The organism is Veillonella ratti, assembly GCF_003992115.1.
Taxonomy (GTDB): Bacteria; Bacillota; Negativicutes; order Veillonellales; family Veillonellaceae; genus Veillonella_A; species Veillonella_A ratti.
The window spans coordinates 34,357-51,959 of sequence record NZ_RQUX01000009.1 but is presented as its reverse complement, the minus strand read 5'-3'; the positions used below and the strand labels follow the sequence as shown (position 1 = coordinate 51,959).

The 17,603-nt window shown below is 42.0% G+C and carries 16 protein-coding genes; all 16 read left to right on the top strand.

What is annotated here, in order from left to right; genetic code table 11:
- Nucleotides 1–5 precede the first annotated feature (5 nt).
- On the top strand, nucleotides 6–1,325 hold the full coding sequence (locus EO124_RS05425) for a gluconate:H+ symporter (protein ID WP_127058673.1): 1,320 nt from the start codon (nucleotides 6–8) through the stop codon (nucleotides 1,323–1,325).
- Between the two features lie 307 nt (nucleotides 1,326–1,632).
- Nucleotides 1,633–3,582 (top strand): YadA-like family protein, encoded by a 1,950-nt coding sequence (locus tag EO124_RS10175; RefSeq protein ID WP_164726557.1) that lies wholly within the window; start codon nucleotides 1,633–1,635, stop codon nucleotides 3,580–3,582.
- Between the two features lie 544 nt (nucleotides 3,583–4,126).
- Nucleotides 4,127–4,909: a 30S ribosomal protein S2 gene (rpsB, locus tag EO124_RS05405; protein WP_127058672.1), complete on the top strand. Its 783-nt coding sequence runs from the start codon at nucleotides 4,127–4,129 to the stop codon at nucleotides 4,907–4,909.
- A 271-nt stretch (nucleotides 4,910–5,180) separates the two neighbouring features.
- Entirely contained in the window at nucleotides 5,181–5,861 is a 681-nt protein-coding gene (gene tsf / locus EO124_RS05400) for a translation elongation factor Ts (protein WP_021841032.1), read from the top strand.
- Nucleotides 5,862–5,930: 69 nt separating this feature from the next.
- Complete coding sequence (pyrH, locus tag EO124_RS05395) at nucleotides 5,931–6,659, top strand: UMP kinase (protein ID WP_021841031.1); 729 nt, start codon at nucleotides 5,931–5,933, stop codon at nucleotides 6,657–6,659.
- The gene (gene frr / locus EO124_RS05390) at nucleotides 6,659–7,219 is read left to right on the top strand and encodes a ribosome recycling factor (RefSeq protein WP_021841030.1); all 561 of its coding nucleotides are present in this window, start codon (nucleotides 6,659–6,661) and stop codon (nucleotides 7,217–7,219) included. The genes pyrH and frr overlap by 1 nt, the downstream gene beginning before the upstream one ends.
- Nucleotides 7,219–7,479, top strand: a complete 261-nt coding sequence (locus EO124_RS05385) for a hypothetical protein (RefSeq protein ID WP_021841029.1) — start codon at nucleotides 7,219–7,221, stop codon at nucleotides 7,477–7,479. The genes frr and EO124_RS05385 overlap by 1 nt, the downstream gene beginning before the upstream one ends.
- Complete coding sequence (gene uppS / locus EO124_RS05380; protein ID WP_127058671.1) at nucleotides 7,457–8,233, top strand: undecaprenyl pyrophosphate synthase; 777 nt, start codon at nucleotides 7,457–7,459, stop codon at nucleotides 8,231–8,233. Before EO124_RS05385 ends, uppS begins: the two co-directional genes overlap by 23 nt.
- A gap of 1 nt (nucleotide 8,234) precedes the next feature.
- Nucleotides 8,235–9,047, top strand: coding sequence for a phosphatidate cytidylyltransferase (locus EO124_RS05375; RefSeq protein ID WP_021841027.1), 813 nt, complete (start codon nucleotides 8,235–8,237; stop codon nucleotides 9,045–9,047).
- Nucleotides 9,048–9,208: 161 nt separating this feature from the next.
- Entirely contained in the window at nucleotides 9,209–10,354 is a 1,146-nt protein-coding gene (locus EO124_RS05370) for a 1-deoxy-D-xylulose-5-phosphate reductoisomerase (protein WP_127058670.1), read from the top strand.
- 8 nt (nucleotides 10,355–10,362) lie between these two features.
- Complete coding sequence (gene rseP / locus EO124_RS05365; RefSeq protein ID WP_127058669.1) at nucleotides 10,363–11,382, top strand: RIP metalloprotease RseP; 1,020 nt, start codon at nucleotides 10,363–10,365, stop codon at nucleotides 11,380–11,382.
- A gap of 14 nt (nucleotides 11,383–11,396) precedes the next feature.
- Complete coding sequence (gene ispG, locus EO124_RS05360) at nucleotides 11,397–12,476, top strand: flavodoxin-dependent (E)-4-hydroxy-3-methylbut-2-enyl-diphosphate synthase (protein WP_127058668.1); 1,080 nt, start codon at nucleotides 11,397–11,399, stop codon at nucleotides 12,474–12,476.
- A gap of 4 nt (nucleotides 12,477–12,480) precedes the next feature.
- Nucleotides 12,481–14,199 carry a proline--tRNA ligase gene (locus tag EO124_RS05355; protein ID WP_127058667.1) on the top strand — a complete coding sequence of 573 codons (1,719 nt, stop codon included), beginning with the start codon at nucleotides 12,481–12,483 and terminating at the stop codon, nucleotides 14,197–14,199.
- Nucleotides 14,200–14,280: 81 nt separating this feature from the next.
- Nucleotides 14,281–15,102, top strand: a complete 822-nt coding sequence (locus EO124_RS05350; RefSeq protein ID WP_164726556.1) for a PHP domain-containing protein — start codon at nucleotides 14,281–14,283, stop codon at nucleotides 15,100–15,102.
- A gap of 111 nt (nucleotides 15,103–15,213) precedes the next feature.
- Nucleotides 15,214–16,062 (top strand): Asp23/Gls24 family envelope stress response protein, encoded by an 849-nt coding sequence (locus tag EO124_RS05345; RefSeq protein ID WP_021841019.1) that lies wholly within the window; start codon nucleotides 15,214–15,216, stop codon nucleotides 16,060–16,062.
- Nucleotides 16,063–16,193: 131 nt separating this feature from the next.
- Complete coding sequence (gene miaB, locus EO124_RS05340; RefSeq protein WP_127058665.1) at nucleotides 16,194–17,504, top strand: tRNA (N6-isopentenyl adenosine(37)-C2)-methylthiotransferase MiaB; 1,311 nt, start codon at nucleotides 16,194–16,196, stop codon at nucleotides 17,502–17,504.
- Nucleotides 17,505–17,603: the final 99 nt, after the last annotated feature.

The following is a 17,603-nucleotide window of genomic DNA, read 5'->3' as shown; positions in this document are numbered from 1 at the left end:
CTTCTATGCCACTGGTTATATTGGCATTAGGCATCGTGCTATTGTTCTTCCTTATTGTAAAAGTGAAGTTGAATAGCTTTTTATCCCTTATTTTAGTGTGTATTTTATTGGCATTCGGTGAAGGCTTGCCGATTGACAAAATCTTCCCAACCATTCAAAAAGGCTTGGGTTCAACCTTAGGCGGCTTAACAATCGTAGTCGGCTTCGGTGCCATTCTTGGTAAACTCATGGCTGACAGCGGCGGGGCACAGCGTATTGCTACCACATTAATTAATATGTTTGGTCGTCAAAATGTAAAATGGGCAGTTTGTTTAACCGGTTTTATCGTTGGTATCGCTTTATTTTACGAAATCGGCTTCGTACTTTTAATTCCTTTGGTATTTACTATTGCCGTAGCAGCTGACATTCCGCTTCTCGAAGTAGGTATTCCGATGGCTGCCGCTTTATCCGTAACCCACGGCTTCTTACCGCCACATCCGGGTCCTACTGCGATTTCTGTTATTTTTAATGCCGATATCGGCAAAACCTTGATTTACGGTTTAATCATCGGTATCCCAACGGTTATTATTTCCGGTCCGTTACTTTACAACACCGTAAAAGACATTAAAACGGAAATTCCTGAAGGCCTTCACAATGATAAAAACTTCTCTGATGAAGAAATGCCTTCTTTTATGAGCAGTATTTTAACTGCTTTAACGCCGGTTATCTTGATGGCTATTAGCGCCGTAGGTAAAATGATGGGCATTCCTAAAGATGCGCCAATCATGCATATCTTCAACTTCATCGGTGACCCAAGCGTTGCGTTGACTATTTCCATTGCTGTAGCCTTCTACACATTCGGTTATGCTCGTGGCAAAACTACGAAAGAAATTATGGAAACTTCTGAAAAAGCAATTCTTACCGTTGCCATGATTCTCTTCATCGTAGGTGCGGGCGGGGCGTTAAAACAAGTGCTCATCGACAGCGGTGTAGGCGACTACATTGGTCACTTGGTAATGGGTGCTAACTTGTCCCCATTATTGTTGGCATGGATCATCGCGTCCGTTATTCGTATTGCTGTAGGTTCCGCTACGGTAGCGGCTCTTACCGCAGGCGGCATCGTAGCGCCGCTCATTCCGCTTACCGGTGTAAGCCCTGAACTTATGGTATTGGCCGTAGGTGCCGGCAGCGTTATCTTCAGCCCACCAAACGACCCTGGTTTCTGGCTCTTCAAAGAATTCTTCGGCCTTACTGTTAAACAAACAGTACGTACTTGGTGTGCCGTTGAAACATCGATTGCTGTATGCGGTCTCATCGGTGTAGAAATCTTGAATTTATTTGTTTAATAACAACTATATAAGTTACAATCAAAAGGTTGCTTCCTCAGGAGCAACCTTTTTTGTTAAAATCTTCTGAAAATTAATGAATTGTTACTTTAATTTATATTCAATTTGTGTAATATATTATATTATTTTTATTCACAAAATGTTTAATATAACCGCATAATGTAGAATGCTTTTAATGATAAAAACCTATCTTAATAATAGATTTATCAAATAAAAATATAACCACTTGATTTGCAATTTGAATTAATTTATAATATAAAAATATTGTGATTAATTTCATTTTTGCAAGGTTGATTAGGTGGTATTAATGAAGAAGAAACAAAGAGATATGCTGACTTTGCTCGTTTTGGGGGCGTTTACTGTATGTGGCGTTAATGAAGTTGGAGCGTCGGCTATAGATTATGTAGCTGTTAACTCCAGTGATACAGTTCCGGTTGCAAACGGTACTAATAGTGTAGCGGTAGGACCCAATTCTACGGCTGAAGCTGTAAATAGTATTACTGTAGGAAACGGTGCCGGCGTCGCTAATGTGGCGGCTCATGGTGTAGCTATTGGAAACAACGCCAGAGTATCGACCGCAGATAACTATAGCGATACTATGTCGAAATCGGATAAAAGAAAAACAAGTGGCCAGACTTCTGTTGCTATAGGTGTTAATGCTGAAACAAAATGGAGCGGTGCTACGGCGGTCGGCCCGGGGGCAAAAGCTAATGGCTTAAATGCGTCCTCTTTTGGGAATGGATCTAAATCTATTGGCGAAAACAGCTTGGCCCTCGGTGGTGCCTCTATGAGTGAGACGTATACGTATTTTGATACGACTTACAATATGAATAATGCTATTGCAGTAGGTAAAGCGGCCTACGTAGGAGCCGGACAAGGTATTGCCATAGGTCAAAAAAGCAAAGCCATGGGGATTGCAGCCACAGCTTTAGGACCGCAGGCTGAAGCTTTGGGTGAAAGTGATACGGCTATTGGAAACCAAGCCCATGCCAACGGTTGGGGCGCTTCGGCATTTGGTACCATTGCTAAAGCTGACGGTCTGAATGCGACCGCTATCGGTAATGATGCAAGAGCTCAGAATACTTATGCCGTAGCGTTAGGCACTCATTCTATTGCTACTGCGGAAGGAAGTACATCACTGGGACCCAACTCTCAGGCGGATGGTAGATTCTCAACTTCCATAGGTTATAATGTGCAAACCTCCGGACTTCACGGTATTTCAATTGGTACCAATACGGTGCGCAACGCCAATGCGAATAACGATGCCAATGCGGGTGGCGATTATGCTATTTCCATGGGTTCCGATACCCATGCACGCAATATCGACTCCATTGCCATCGGTCGCCAAGCTGATTCTACCAGTGCCGGCGGTATAGCTATAGGCGCAGATTCTTTCGTGGAAACGCAAGATGGCGTAGCCTTAGGCAGTCAGTCCATAGCCAATCGTTATAGTTTAAAAGATGTATCGGTAGTATCTGATGCATCTGCAGCCGATGAACAAGTGTATGGGGCTGATAAAGCCGAAGATGCCGATAAGATTGCAATTGCCAACACAGTTAAAGGCAATGTGGGGGCAGTTTCGGTAGGTAATGATGATATGAAGCGTCAAATTATCAATGTGGCGGCCGGTTCGGAAGATAGCGATGCCGTTAATGTGGCGCAGCTTCGTTCGGTTGAAAATTCCATTGAAACTACTGTGAAAGAATATACGGATGGTTTTACAACTGTTATAAACAATCATACCAGCCAGATAAATGAATTAGATAATCGAGTGGATAACTTAGAGGGAAAAGTTAGCACCATAGAACGTGATGTTACCCAAATGAAGGGGGAAATGCACAAAGTCGGTGCTATGTCGGCGGCCTTAGCCGGATTAAGAAACCTTGCTTTTGATCCAAGCAGTAAATTAAACTTCTCTGTGGCCGGTGGTTTTTACCGTGAGGCTTCGGCAATGGCGTTAGGTGCGTCCTATCAACCGAATGAAGACGTACTCTTTGCTGTAGGAACCAGCGTGGGGAATAATGACAACATGTATAACGTGTCCGCAACCTTCAAAGTGGGTCCGAGTGAAAAACGTCGTGCTTATCTTAACGATGAACGCATGGCGCCAATCAGCACCGTTTATGTACTCAACGATAAAATGACCCTGTTGGAAAAAGAAAACCAAATCGCTAATCAGAAAATAGACCAACTAGCTCAAGAAAACGAAGAACTCCGTCAAAAACTTGAACTGTTAATGACAAAACTCTCCGTTTAACTCTTTTTGATAACTACACAAGTGCCGTATAAGTATTAAGTCAATTCAGTGTTGCCAAGGAAACAACACGTACTAAGCATATCCTCCCAAAATCCTTGCTTAAGTACAACCAACCTTGCACACTGAATACAACAACTAAACATATACGGCATTACTTTTTTTGCTTCGCAAAACCAGGAGTGCGCACTGAGCCCAACTCCCACCAAATTGAATACTTTTATATCACGCGAACCTTTGCTATTAGGCAAGTAGTCCGATGCCGGAGTTTAAACTAAAGCTGTTTAGAAGAACGTGTCGTATAAGTTTCGCAGCGACTTTTTTTGCGTAGCAAAACCTGGAGCAAGAGACTTATACGACACGTTCACCAACAACAGCAAAGGTAAAAGAATCTGTATCGAACCACTTGCCATAGCAACAGTTTGTGTGATATACTCATAAAGTATGAAATTACGCACGTAGATCTGATCCGACATCTGTGTCAGGGCTTTTCCTGATTTTTACTCGGATATGAAGCTGCGGAGGTTTATTAACAGGAGGTGCCAACATGGCAGTAGTATCAATGAAACAATTATTGGAGGCCGGCGTACACTTCGGTCACCAGACAAGAAGATGGAACCCTAAGATGGCTAAGTTCATCTTCACTGAACGTAATGGTATTTATATCATCGACCTTCAGAAAACAGTTAAAAAAGTAGAAGAAGCTTACGATTTCCTTCGTGAAGTTGCTCAAAACGGTGAAGTAATTCTTTTCGTGGGCACAAAGAAACAAGCTCAGGAATCCGTTAAAGAAGAAGCTATCCGTGCTAACATGTTCTATGTAAACGAACGTTGGTTAGGTGGTATGCTTACTAACTTCAAAACTATCGAAACTCGTGTAAAACGTTTAAAACAGCTTGAAACAATGGCTGAAGACGGCACATTCGAACTTCTTCCTAAGAAAGAAGTAATCGGCTTACGTCATGAAATGGAAAAATTGGAAAAATACCTCGGCGGTATCAAAGATATGCCTAAAATGCCGGGCGCATTATTCGTAATTGACCCTAAAAAAGAACGCATCGCCATTGCAGAAGCTAAAAAATTGGGTATCCCTGTGGTAGCTACAGTTGACACTAACTGTGACCCAGACGAAATCGATTTCCCAATCCCTGCAAACGATGACGCTATTCGTGCCGTTAAATTGTTAACCGGCAAAATGGCTGACGCTGTATTGGAAGGCCGTCAGGGCGAATCCTTGGATGACCAGGGTGAACACCAGGAAGCTGCCGATCAAGCTTTAGCACAAATGGTTTCTGACTCCGTTGACATGGTTCAGGACGGTCAGGGCTAATAAGAGCTTTTTAAAGCACAGCTTTACAAACTTAAAATGTATCATACGTTGAATAAATTTCGGCTCAAAAATATTTGATGAATACACTTTTGACGATAACGCGAAATTGTGAAATCAGCGCTATTGCTTTTTCACAGAGTGGGCTGTCATTGGAAGTATAAAATATTATATAATCGGCAAAAATTTATTTGATAAAAAATGTAGAACGATATAAAATTAAGGTAAGGCTTTATGACCTTACCTTAATTATTGTATAGGAGGTATATATTAAATGGCGATTACTGCTGCATTAGTAAAAGAATTGCGCGAAATTACAGGCGCAGGCATGATGGATTGCAAAAAAGTATTAACCGAAGCTAATGGCGATATTCAGAAAGCAATTGACTTACTTCGTGAAAAAGGCTTAGCCGCTGCTGCTAAAAAAGCCGGTCGTATTGCTGCTGAAGGCGTAGTTTCTTCTTATATCCATGGTGGCGGACGTATTGGTGTTCTTGTTGAAGTTAACTGCGAAACAGACTTCGTAGCTAAAACCGAAGACTTCCAAGCTCTCGTTAAAGACATTGCTATGCAGATTGCAGCAGCAAACCCTGCGTACTTGAACCGTGAAGAAGTTCCTGCCGAAGTTATTGAACACGAAAAAGCTGTTCTTTTAGAACAAGCTAAAGCAGAAGCTGAAGAAGATGTAAAAGCAGGTCGCAAACCAAAACCTCAAGCCGTTCTTGAAAAAATGGTTAACGGTCGCGTTGAAAAATTCTATAAAGAAAACTGCCTTATGGAACAGGTTTTCATTAAAGATGGTGACAAAACTATTACTGATGTTATTACTGAAAAAATTGCTAAAATCGGTGAAAACATTAACGTACGTCGTTTCGTTCGCTACGCTTTAGGCGAAGGAATTGAAAAGCGCCAGGACGACTTCGAAGCTGAAGTTCGTGCAGCCGCTGGTCAATAAGAGTTAAAGAGATAAGAGAACACCGTCACGTGTTCTCTTATTTTGTAATAGCAGAGGAGTAATAAAGCAATGAGTAATAGAAATTTTAAACGTATCGTCTTGAAGTTGAGTGGTGAAGCCTTAGCCGGTGATCAAGGCTTTGGTATTAACCCGTTAGTAGTAGAAGAAATTGCTAAAGAAATCGCTGAAATTGCCCGCACTACCGATTTGCAGATTGCTATCGTAGTAGGTGGCGGTAACATTTGGCGTGGCCTTGCCGGTAGTGCTAAAGGCATGGATCGTGCTTCTGCTGACTATATGGGCATGATCGCTACTGTTATGAACTCCTTAGCATTACAAGACGCCCTTGAAAATGCCGGAGCGGCTACTCGTGTTCAGACTGCTATTGCTATGCAGGAAGTGGCTGAACCATATATTCGTCGTCGTGCTATCCGTCATTTGGAAAAAGGTCGTATCGTTATTTTTGCCGCCGGAACAGGTAATCCGTATTTCTCCACCGACACTACGGCTGCTTTACGTGCTGCCGAAATCGAAGCCGATGCTATTTTAATGGCTAAGAAATTTGCGGACGGTGTCTATGATTCGGATCCACGCACCAATCCGGATGCTAAGAAATTTGATGAACTTACATACATGGACGTAATTAGTCGCGAACTTAAAGTTATGGACGCTACTTCTACGACCTTGTGTAAGGATAATAATATTCCAATCGTAGTGTTCAGCATGGATATTCCGGGCAATATCACACGCGCTGCGAAAGGGGAAGTTGTTGGTACTATTGTAAGAGGTGAAGAATAATGGAAATTCAAGAACTGTTAACCCGTGAAGAAGGCCGTATGGACAAAACCATCGAGGCTTTAAAACATGAGTTTGCTTCCATTCGTACCGGCCGTGCCAGTACAGCCTTATTGGACAAAGTTATGGTTGATTACTATGGCACACCATCGCCAATCAACCAGGTCGCTAATGTAACGGCTCCGGAACCGCGTTTAATTTTGGTTAAACCATGGGAAAAATCCATGATTGGACCAATCGAAAAAGCAGTTTTGCAATCCGATTTAGGACTTAACCCAAGCAATGACGGTGAAACTATTCGCTTGGCGATTCCGCAGCTTACGGAAGAACGTCGTAAAGAACTCGTTAAAGTAGTAAGCAAAAAAGCGGAAGAAGCTAAAGTTGCCGTTCGCAATATTCGTCGCGATGCCAATGACGCTCTTAAAAAAGAAGAAAAAGCAAAAACTATCACCGAAGACGATGCTAAACAAGGTCAAGAAAAAATCCAAAAATTAACGGATAAAAAAATTAAAGCTATCGATGACTTAAAAGACAAGAAAGAAAAGGACGTATTAGAAGTATAATGAATACGCCGAACTTAATTGTTGGATTACCTTGGCAGCTTGCACAGAAGATGTTGCAGGCTGCCAATATCCCTTTTTCAGTGACTATAGGTGAGAACTACAATAGATTTTTTACTGTTGCTGACAATGATTTTTATGTAGGCCGAGTGACCTATGTAGAGGAAACGGGCACATGGCAAGTTTTGCTATATCGCCCTATGATAGCAAGCGGTTTTGAAAACTGCACTGAGGTACAATATGCTAAAGAATTTACTTCGTAAAAAAGAAGGAACTGCGTCAACGTCAGGCGTTACACTGGATCCTAACAATATACCTCACCATGTAGCTATTATTATGGATGGCAATGGTCGTTGGGCGAAACGCCGTGGTTTACCGCGTACGATGGGACATCGTGCAGGTGCTGATGTATTAAAGAAGATAGTGATTGCCGCTGATGAAATCGGCATTAAAGCATTAACTGTGTACGGGTTTTCCACTGAAAACTGGAAACGTCCGGCTACAGAAGTGTCTTTACTGATGAGTTTAATTCGCGAATATTTGCTTGGTAATGTACGCGATATGCATGAACATAATGTGCGTATTCGTTTTATCGGCTATATCGGTGGTTTATCCGAAGAATTGCAACAGATTATTGCTGATGCAGAACAATTAACTAAGAATAATACGGGTCTTACCTTACAGTTAGCTATTAACTATGGGGGACGCGATGAAATAGTACGAGCTGTTAAAGCTACGGTAGCTGAAGTGACTGCCGGCACTATGGCAATTGATGATATTAATGAAACATCTTTTGGTGAACATTTATTTACAAAAGAATTCAGTGATGTAGATTTATTGATTCGTCCAAGTAATGACTATCGAATCAGTAATTTCCTATTATGGCAATTGGCGTATGCCGAGTTTTGGTTTACCGAAACTCATTGGCCTGATTTTACAGCTCAAACTTTATTAGATGCTGTGTATGCCTACCAGCAACGAGAACGGCGCTTCGGCGGTTTAAAGACGGAGGAATAATATGCTGAAAACTCGTGTGATTACGGCATTGATTGGCCTAGTAATAGCTATTATTGCTATTACGGCAGGCGGTTATATTTTTAATGGCATTATTCTTTTACTGGCCTTATTGGGTTGGCGAGAATATGTGCGCATACTTCGTAATATTAAAATAGTATTGCCGGAACGGTGGGGCTATTTATTTACACTTCTTATGATGGGGGCCATAACTTTTGGCTTATATAAATGGGCAATTATTGCGGGTGCAGCTTCAGTATTGGTAATAGGCTTATTGTATATTTTTGGGCCGGCCAGACTGGATTTGTCCGTTATCAGTACGTCCCTGTTAGGGTTCTTTTACATAAACGGCGGCTTTGCTGCCTTCATGGCATTACGTGAAAACTCTCTCTATGATTTATTACCGATTGGCTTGGCTAATGCTCATATAGGTGAACTTGTTATTTGGTTATTGTTACTTACCACATGGGCCAGTGATACTTTTGCTTATTTTGCAGGTGTTAAATGGGGTAAACGTAAGATTGTACCCAATATTAGTCCTAATAAATCATTGGAAGGGTATGTGGGCGGTTTTATCGGTTGTTTATTAACCGGTATTATTTATGCTGTAATCGTAGGTATTCCGTTCTCCTTAGGTCTTGGTGCCGGCCTTTTAACCGGTATTGCAGCGCCTTTAGGTGATTTGTTTGAATCTAAATTAAAACGCGCTTGCGGTGTTAAGGATTCCGGTGTTTTATTGCCGGGCCATGGCGGTGTACTCGATCGTTTTGATAGTTTGTTATTTTCAGCGCCAATGGTATTGGTTTACCTTTTATAATCGCGATATAATAAGTAGAGAACTGTATAACCGTGTTAAGTCTGCAATACTTAAACAGTCAGCAATACGAAAACACTTAGCAATAGTTAAGTTGTTGGTAATACTTAACCGGTTAGTCATATACATATAGTAGTAGTACAAAGATAAGCAAAGGAGTTTCTATGAAAACACTGAGTATTCTTGGGAGTACCGGTTCTATCGGCACGCAAACTTTGGATGTGGTTAGACAGCATCCCGATTTATTTTCGGTAAAAGGGCTGGTAGCATACCGCAATGTGGATATATTGGAAGCTCAAATTAAGGAATTTCAGCCGGAAGTAGCAGGTCTGGTAGATGAAACGGCCTTTTTAGAATTAAAAAAACGCTATCAGGGCCCCACAAAGTTGGTAGGCGGTAAAGACGCATTAATTGTTGCCGCCACTTTGCCAAGTGCTGAACTTGTGGTCACCGCCGTAGTCGGTGCAGCCGGTATCGAGCCGACTGTAGAGGCTATTAAAGCGAAGAAGACCATTGGACTGGCCAATAAAGAAACATTGGTCGCCGGTGGGCCGCTTATTACGGCGTTATGCAAAGAATACGGTGTTCAATTATTACCGATTGACAGTGAACACAGTGCAATTTTTCAATGCTTGGAAGGCCAAACTCGTGAAAATGTAGATTCCTTGCTCATAACCGCATCGGGCGGACCATTGCGTACATGGCCGTCTGAAAAAATTGCAACAGCAACAGCAGCTGATTGTTTGCGTCATCCGACTTGGAATATGGGCAACAAAATTACCATCGATTCGGCCACTTTATTTAATAAAGGGCTTGAAGTGATAGAAGCTCATTGGCTGTTCGGCTTTGATTTTGATCATATTAAAGTGACTGTTCATCCGCAAAGTATAGTTCATTCCATGATTATGATGAAAGACGGCGCGATTTTGGCGCAGTTAGGTAATCCTGATATGCGTGAACCAATTCAGTATGCTTTGACGTATCCCGAACGTAAACCGCTCAAGATGGATACGCTTACTTTTGCCGATGCATTGACATTAGAATTCTTCCCGCCTCGTTATGATGACTTTCCGGCGCTTAACCTCGCCTATGAAGTCGGTCGTGCAGGTGGTTTTAAACCGGCTGTATTTAATGCAGCCAATGAAATTGCGGTGTATGCGTTCCTTGACGGTAAGTTAAAATTTGCCGATATTTATAAAACGGTGTTGGCTGTTTTAGAAAAAATGGAAACAGAACCGGACTTTACGTTGGAACATTTACGTGAAATTGATTTATGGGCTCGTGAAACAGCCAAAGCTTTGATTAAATAGGAGAGATTATGTTAACTATTGTTGCCACAATCTTCGTATTTGGCATTATTGTGTTTATTCATGAATTTGGTCATTTTATTACGGCCAAAGCAAGTGGCATGCGAGTTGATGAATTCGCCATCGGTTTTGGTCCAGCTATTGCTAAAAAACGCAAGGGCGAAACATTGTATTCTATCCGAGCCATTCCTCTCGGCGGTTATAATAAAATCGCCGGTATGGACCCGGAAGAGCCGCTCGATGACCGTTCGTTTTTAAATAAACCGGTATGGAAACGTTTTGTCGTTATTGCTGCCGGTGCAGTATTTAACTTCTTATTGGCATTAGTTTTATTTTTTATAGTTTATGTGGCCAATGGCATTCAAACACCTTCTATGGAACCGGTAGTAGGGAATATGATGAATGGCTCGCCGGCTATTAATGCTCAGATGGAGCTTAATGACCGTATCGTATCGATCAACGGTAAGCCCGTAAATGAATGGACGGATATTTCAAAAACACTACAGGGAACGGCTAATACGATTGTGCCGATTGTAGTAAACCGTAATGGTGTCAATCAAGAATTGACGGCTATTCCGGAAGCGGTAGGCGATGACGGACGTGCCGTCATCGGTATTAATCCGGTTATGCATTCCCAGCCGTTAAGTCTTGGTGAGTCTGCTATACAGGCCGTTCATACAACCGGTTTTGTTTTAGTTAGTATGGTGGATGGCATTTGGTCCATGATTACAGGCCATGCCAATGCGGAACTTGCCGGACCTATCGGGGTTGCCCAAATGGCCGGTCAAGTGGCTGAAAGCGGTTTTTGGAACTTGCTTCAATTCACCGCCTTGTTAAGTTTGAATTTAGGCGTCATCAACTTATTGCCGATTCCGGCATTGGATGGTGGTCACCTAATTGTTTTAATCATTGAAGGAATTACGAGACGACGTTTGCCGGCGAAAGCATTGTATTATATACAAATGACGGGAGTTTTCATTTTATTGGCTCTCTTTGTATATGCTACGACTCATGACATTAGCCGTCTGTAATATAGGAGTTACCTATGATTAACAGAAAAGAAACAACTCGAATTAAAGTGGGTAATGTACCAATCGGTCATTTTGCACCGGTCAGTGTTCAATCCATGATAACTACGAATCCGGTAGAAACGGAGAAGGCCATTGCCGAAATTAATCGCCTTGCCGAAGCGGGCTGTGATTTAGTACGCCTCGCCGTGCCTGATATGGCGGCCGCTAAGGCCATTAAAGCAGTCAAAGCGGGTGCTCAGATTCCGATTATTGCGGATATCCATTTTGACTATACCTTGGCGCTTGAAGCTATCGACAGTGGTGTTGACGGGCTGCGTATCAATCCGGGGAATATCGGCGGTATCGACAATGTGGTGGCTGTTATTCAAAAAGCTAAACCAAAACAGATTCCTATTCGTATCGGCGTTAATGCCGGTTCGTTACCGGCTCATATTTTAGAAGCCTATGGCGGCCATCCTTGTGCCGACGGCATGGTGGAAGCAGCTTTGGAACATGTGCGAATTTTGGAGTCTTTGGATTACCGCGAAATGAAGTTATCCATTAAAGCAACCGATGTGCCGCTCATGATTGAAGCCTATCAGAAGCTGTCTGCTAAAGTACCGTATCCGCTTCATTTAGGCGTTACGGAAGCCGGTACCATTACGCAGGGGACAGTTAAATCTTCCATCGGTATTGGTGCCTTGTTAGCTCAAGGTATCGGCGATACACTACGTGTTTCCTTGACGGGGGATCCGATTCATGAAGTTGAAGTAGGTAAAACTATTTTGAGCTCTTTAGGCCTTCGGACTTACGGAGCGACCATGATTTCCTGTCCGACCTGCGGACGTTGTCGTGTGGAGTTATTCAGCATGGCGGAAACTGTGGAAGCGCGTCTTAAGAGTATTAAAGAGCCGATTCGCGTCGCCGTTATGGGCTGTGTCGTAAACGGACCGGGAGAAGCGCGTGAAGCTGATTTTGGGATTGCCGGCGGTGACGGCCGCGGAATTGTATTCCGCAAGGGAGAGGTCATTAAAACCGTTGATGAAAATGAATTAGTGGATGCTTTATTCCATGAAATAGAAATGTATTTAGAGTCAAAAGCAAAGGAGTCGTAATTCAATGTTAGCCAGTAAGTTATATGCCCCTACATTACGAGAAACACCTGCTGATGCAGATGTAGTCAGTCAACAATATATGTTGCGTGCCGGTATGATCCGCAAAATGGCAGGGGGGATTTACTCCTATTTACCATTAGCTTGGAAGAGTATTCGTAAAATCGAAGCCATTGTGCATGAAGAAATGCAAGCTATCGGCTCCCAGGAAATTATGATGCCGATTATACAACCGGCTGAAATTTGGCAGGAGTCCGGTCGCTGGAATGTGTACGGTGCGGAAATGATTCGTTTGACCGACCGTCATGATCGTAACTATTGCTTAGGGCCGACTCACGAAGAAATGATTACGACGCTTATTAAGGACGAAGTTAAATCATATCGTCAGTTGCCTTTGACTTTATATCAAATTCAAAATAAATATCGTGATGAACGTCGTCCGCGTTACGGTTTGATGCGCAGTCGCGAATTCATCATGAAAGATGCTTATTCCTTTGATATCGACGAAGCCGGTTTGGATAAATCTTACTGGGATATGTATCATGCTTATGAAAATGTATTCCGTCGTTGTGGCCTTCATTGTAAACCGGTAGAAGCCGATTCCGGCGCTATTGGTGGCAGCAACAGTCATGAGTTTATGGCACTGGCCGATTCCGGCGAAGCTGATGTTATTTATTGTGATAGCTGTGATTATGCAGCCAATATTGAAATCGGTAAACCGGGAGTAATGACACAGGCTGAAGAACCATTGTTGGAACTTACGGAAGTAGCAACGCCTGATGCGAAAACCATTGAAGCGGTAGCTGAGCAGTTATCTTTACCATTGGCTAAAACTATGAAAGCCGTTGTTTTGTCTACGGATGGTGTTGTCGTGTTGGCTATCGTACGCGGTGACCATGAAGTGAATGAAGTTGCCGTACAACATGCCGTTAACAGTAATATCGAACCGGAAATGGCTTCTGAAGAAGAGTTACAGTCAGCCGGTTTAACCGCCGGGTTTATCAGTCCGGTAGGCTTGAAACAGACGGAAACGTTCAAAATCGTTGTGGATGAATCCGTAATGGCCATGTTCAATGCTTGCGGCGGTGCGAATAAGAAAGACGCCCACTACATCAACATCAATCCTAAACGTGATTTCAATGTGGATGATATTATTGTAGCTCCGATTCGTTTGATTACTACTGATGACGTATGCCCTAATTGTGGCGGTCATTTGGAAATCGCCAAGGGCATTGAAGTAGGTCAGGTATTCAAACTCGGCACTAAATACAGTGAATCTCTGAACGGTACTTTCCTCGATCAGAACGGTCGTCCTAATCCATATATTATGGGGTGCTACGGTATCGGTGTATCCCGTACTTTAGCGGCTGCCATCGAGCAGTTCCATGATGAAAACGGTATTATTTGGCCACGTGCTATTGCACCGTTCGAAGTGGTAGTCGTACCGATTAATGCTAAAGACGAAGCACTTATGGAAGCAAGTACTAAGATTTATGATGAACTTAAAGCAGCCGGTGTGGATGTATTGCTTGACGATCGTAAAGAACGAGCCGGTGTTAAGTTTAAAGATGCTGATTTAATTGGTTATCCTTTACGTATTACGGTAAGTAAAAATACCTTGGAATCAGGTGCTGTAGAATTAAAAACTCGTAAAACCGGTGAAGCTGTGGAAGTCGCAATTGCTGATGTAAAAACAGCGGTAATCGATACGTTAAATACTTTATAATCTATGGCAGTCGATGGGATTCTATCGACTGCCTTTGCTGTCATTAATTCTGATTCGGTGTCAATTAAGGAGGTAATTATCATGTTAGTAGATTTTCATATGCATAGTACGGCGTCTGACGGTGTAATGCGTCCTTTGGATTTACGGGCGGCTAACAAGGCGGCGGGTATTAAAATGATGTCACTTACCGACCATGATACGATTGATGGTTTTATGACTATGTTGAAAGAGCCTGATTTAGATATTGCCGTTATTCCGGGCTGTGAGTTCAGCTCTACTTACAAAGACAAAGACGTTCATATCCTCGGTTATGCATTTGACTATACGAATAAAGAATTGAATGATTATTTAACATTTTTCAAAGAATCCCGGGAAAATCGTATTTTTAAAATGATTGATTTATTGGCTAAAGACGGTTACGATGTATCGGTAGAAGAATTTAAAGAAACCTTTCCAAATGCCAGCTCCTTGGGCCGTCCGCTGTTGGCACAGCTTTTGATTAAAAAAGGCTATTTAAAAACTGTTGATGAAGGGTTTGAAACCTTGCTAAGAAGAGGTAGCCCTTATTATGTTCCGAAATTTAAAGCCGATCCGTTAGATGTAATTAATCTGATTCACGATGCCAATGGTTTAGCAGTTATGGCCCATCCGAAATTAATTAAAAACGATGACTATGTTCAAGAACTGCTGCAATTACCATTTGACGGTATCGAAGTGTATCATATTATTCATAAAAAAGAAGATGAAGCTCGTTATCGTAAAATGGCCATTCAGCGTAAATTGTTAATTACGGGCGGCTCCGATTTCCACGGCATTGAAACAAAATTACCTAAAGCTATCGGTGATTATTTGATCCAGAGCGAAAGCGTAGCTGATTTTTTACATGTGCTGCAAGCACACTAAGCTAAGTTAACCGCCATTGACCGTTGGTGAATTTAAAATTCAAGGCGAAAATATGGCTGATTTTTTAAAAATTTTAGAATCATGTTAAGTATTGAGAAATCGGAGACAGCTATGGAAGTTATTGCTTTTGTAGGCCCGAGCGGTACAGGAAAAAGTCATCGTGCCCTTGTGGTTGCTCATGAAAATAATGCAGAATGCATCATTGATGATGGTATTTTGATACATAATAATAAAATTGTAGCCGGCTTTTCCGCCAAAAAAGAAGCCAGTCGTCTAAAAGCGGTGCGTCGCGCTATTTTTCAGGATCCGGAACAAATTCGTTCGGTTAAAGAACAATTGGATATAATAAAACCGGCTCGTATTCTTATTTTGGGTACGTCCGAAAATATGGTTAGCAAAATTTCTACCGCCTTAGGTATCGGCAAGCCATCCCGTTATATTCATATTGAAGACGTGGCATCTACCCGCGAGATTGAAAAAGCGCAAAATGCACGTCTGAAAGAAGGTAAGCATATCATTCCGGTACCGACGATGGAACTGAAACCTCATTTTAAAGGCTATTTGATTGATCCGATTAAATCTATCCTGCGCCGCACCCGTACGAATAAACCGAATGGCACCGGTGCCGAAGATTTTGAAAAATCAGTCATTCGTCCGGTATTCAGTTATTATGGTCGCTTAACTTTTTCAGACCAAGTCATTGAATCATTGATTAAAAACAGTCTCATTAAAGTGCCGGGCATTGCGGGGTGCGAAGATATTAAAATCAAAAAGACGACGAAGGGGACTAATGCTTTGAAACTTGAAATGGGCGTGTCTATTTATCGCGGTCGTCCGGTGAAAAAAATAATGAGTGAAATGCACAAAGCTATCAGCAATGAAATCGAATATATTACAGGCATGTCGGTGGAGCGACTGGCCATTGTAGTGGATAATATGGTAGATCCTAAACGAGCCTAATACGTATAAAAGGTTTGAAATAATTTTACTAAAAGTATAAGCGTAGTAAGATAAATTAAGCAGTATAAGCTGTAAAGCAGCAGAAGAAGTAAGAAGTAAAGAAATACAGGAAAGACATCTAAGGAGACGATATGAAGCAGTATTATATATTTACCTATGGTTGCCAAATGAACGAAAGTGATTCGGAACGTTTGGCCCATCAGTTAGAAACAGCCGGTTATACCAATACAGAAAACTTTGAAGAAGCGGATTTGATTATTTTAAATACTTGTTGTGTACGTGAAACTGCAGAACATAAGATTTATGGTCGTATCGGTGAACTCAAGCATTTAAAAGAGAAGAATAAAAATTTAATCATCGCTATTACCGGTTGTATGGCTCAGAAAAACCAGGCGGATATGTTTAAACGAGCACCTCATATCGATATCGTATTGGGGACTCATAACTTGCGTCATATCAATGAAATGGTTGAAGAAGTACAACGCACGCATAAACATCAGATTAATATTGAAATGGATAATTCCGTGCTTCATGAATTGGAAGCCAAACCAATGGGGACATTCTCCGCTTGGGTGCCAATCATGAACGGTTGTAACAAGTTCTGTACCTATTGCATCGTACCTCATGTACGCGGCCGCGAAATCAGTCGTCCTATCGCAGCGATTGTGGAAGATGTTAAAAAACTCGGTGCCAGCGGTCATAAGGAAATTACCTTGCTTGGGCAAAACGTTAACTCTTACGGCTTAGACTTCAAAGATGGGACGCATTTTGGCGACTTAATTGATGCCCTTGACGGAATTCCGGGAATTGAACGCATTCGGTACATGACGAGTCATCCGCAGGATATGAATAAAGAAATGATTGATGCTCTCGGTCGTTCCTCGAACGTAGTTACGCAGCTTCATTTGCCGATTCAATCCGGCTCCAATCGCATTTTACAGAAGATGAATCGCCGTTATACGGTTGAACATTATAAAGAATTAATTGACTATTGTCGTGAAAAAATCGACGGACTTACTTTGACAACGGACTTAATTGTTGGGTTCCCGGGTGAAACGGAAGAAGATTTCCAGGCAACTTTGCAATTATTAAAAGATATTCGCTATGACATGGCCTATACATTTATCTTCTCCAAACGTTCCGGCACGCCGGCAGCTACCATGGAAGACCAAGTACCGGAAGAAGTAAAACGCGTACGTTTACAAGCTTTGATGGACGTGCAAAATGAAATTTCCTTGGAACTTAATAAGGAAATGGAAGGCAAGACCTATGAAATTATCGTGGAAGGCCCAAGCCGTAACGATGAGGACGTTTGGTTCGGTCGTACGTCCGGTAACAAGATGATTTTATTCCCTAAGGATGAATCCTTAGAGATTGGCCAAACTGTAAATGCTCGTGTTGACCGTGCGCAAACTTGGATTTTATACGGCACTATCGTATAATTTAATTTCTAACAGATTTATCATTTAATCAAACCTTAACAGCTTATTTTATGAAGTTTTAGGGTTTGATTAATAAGTTACTATACAGTGTTTTTAAAA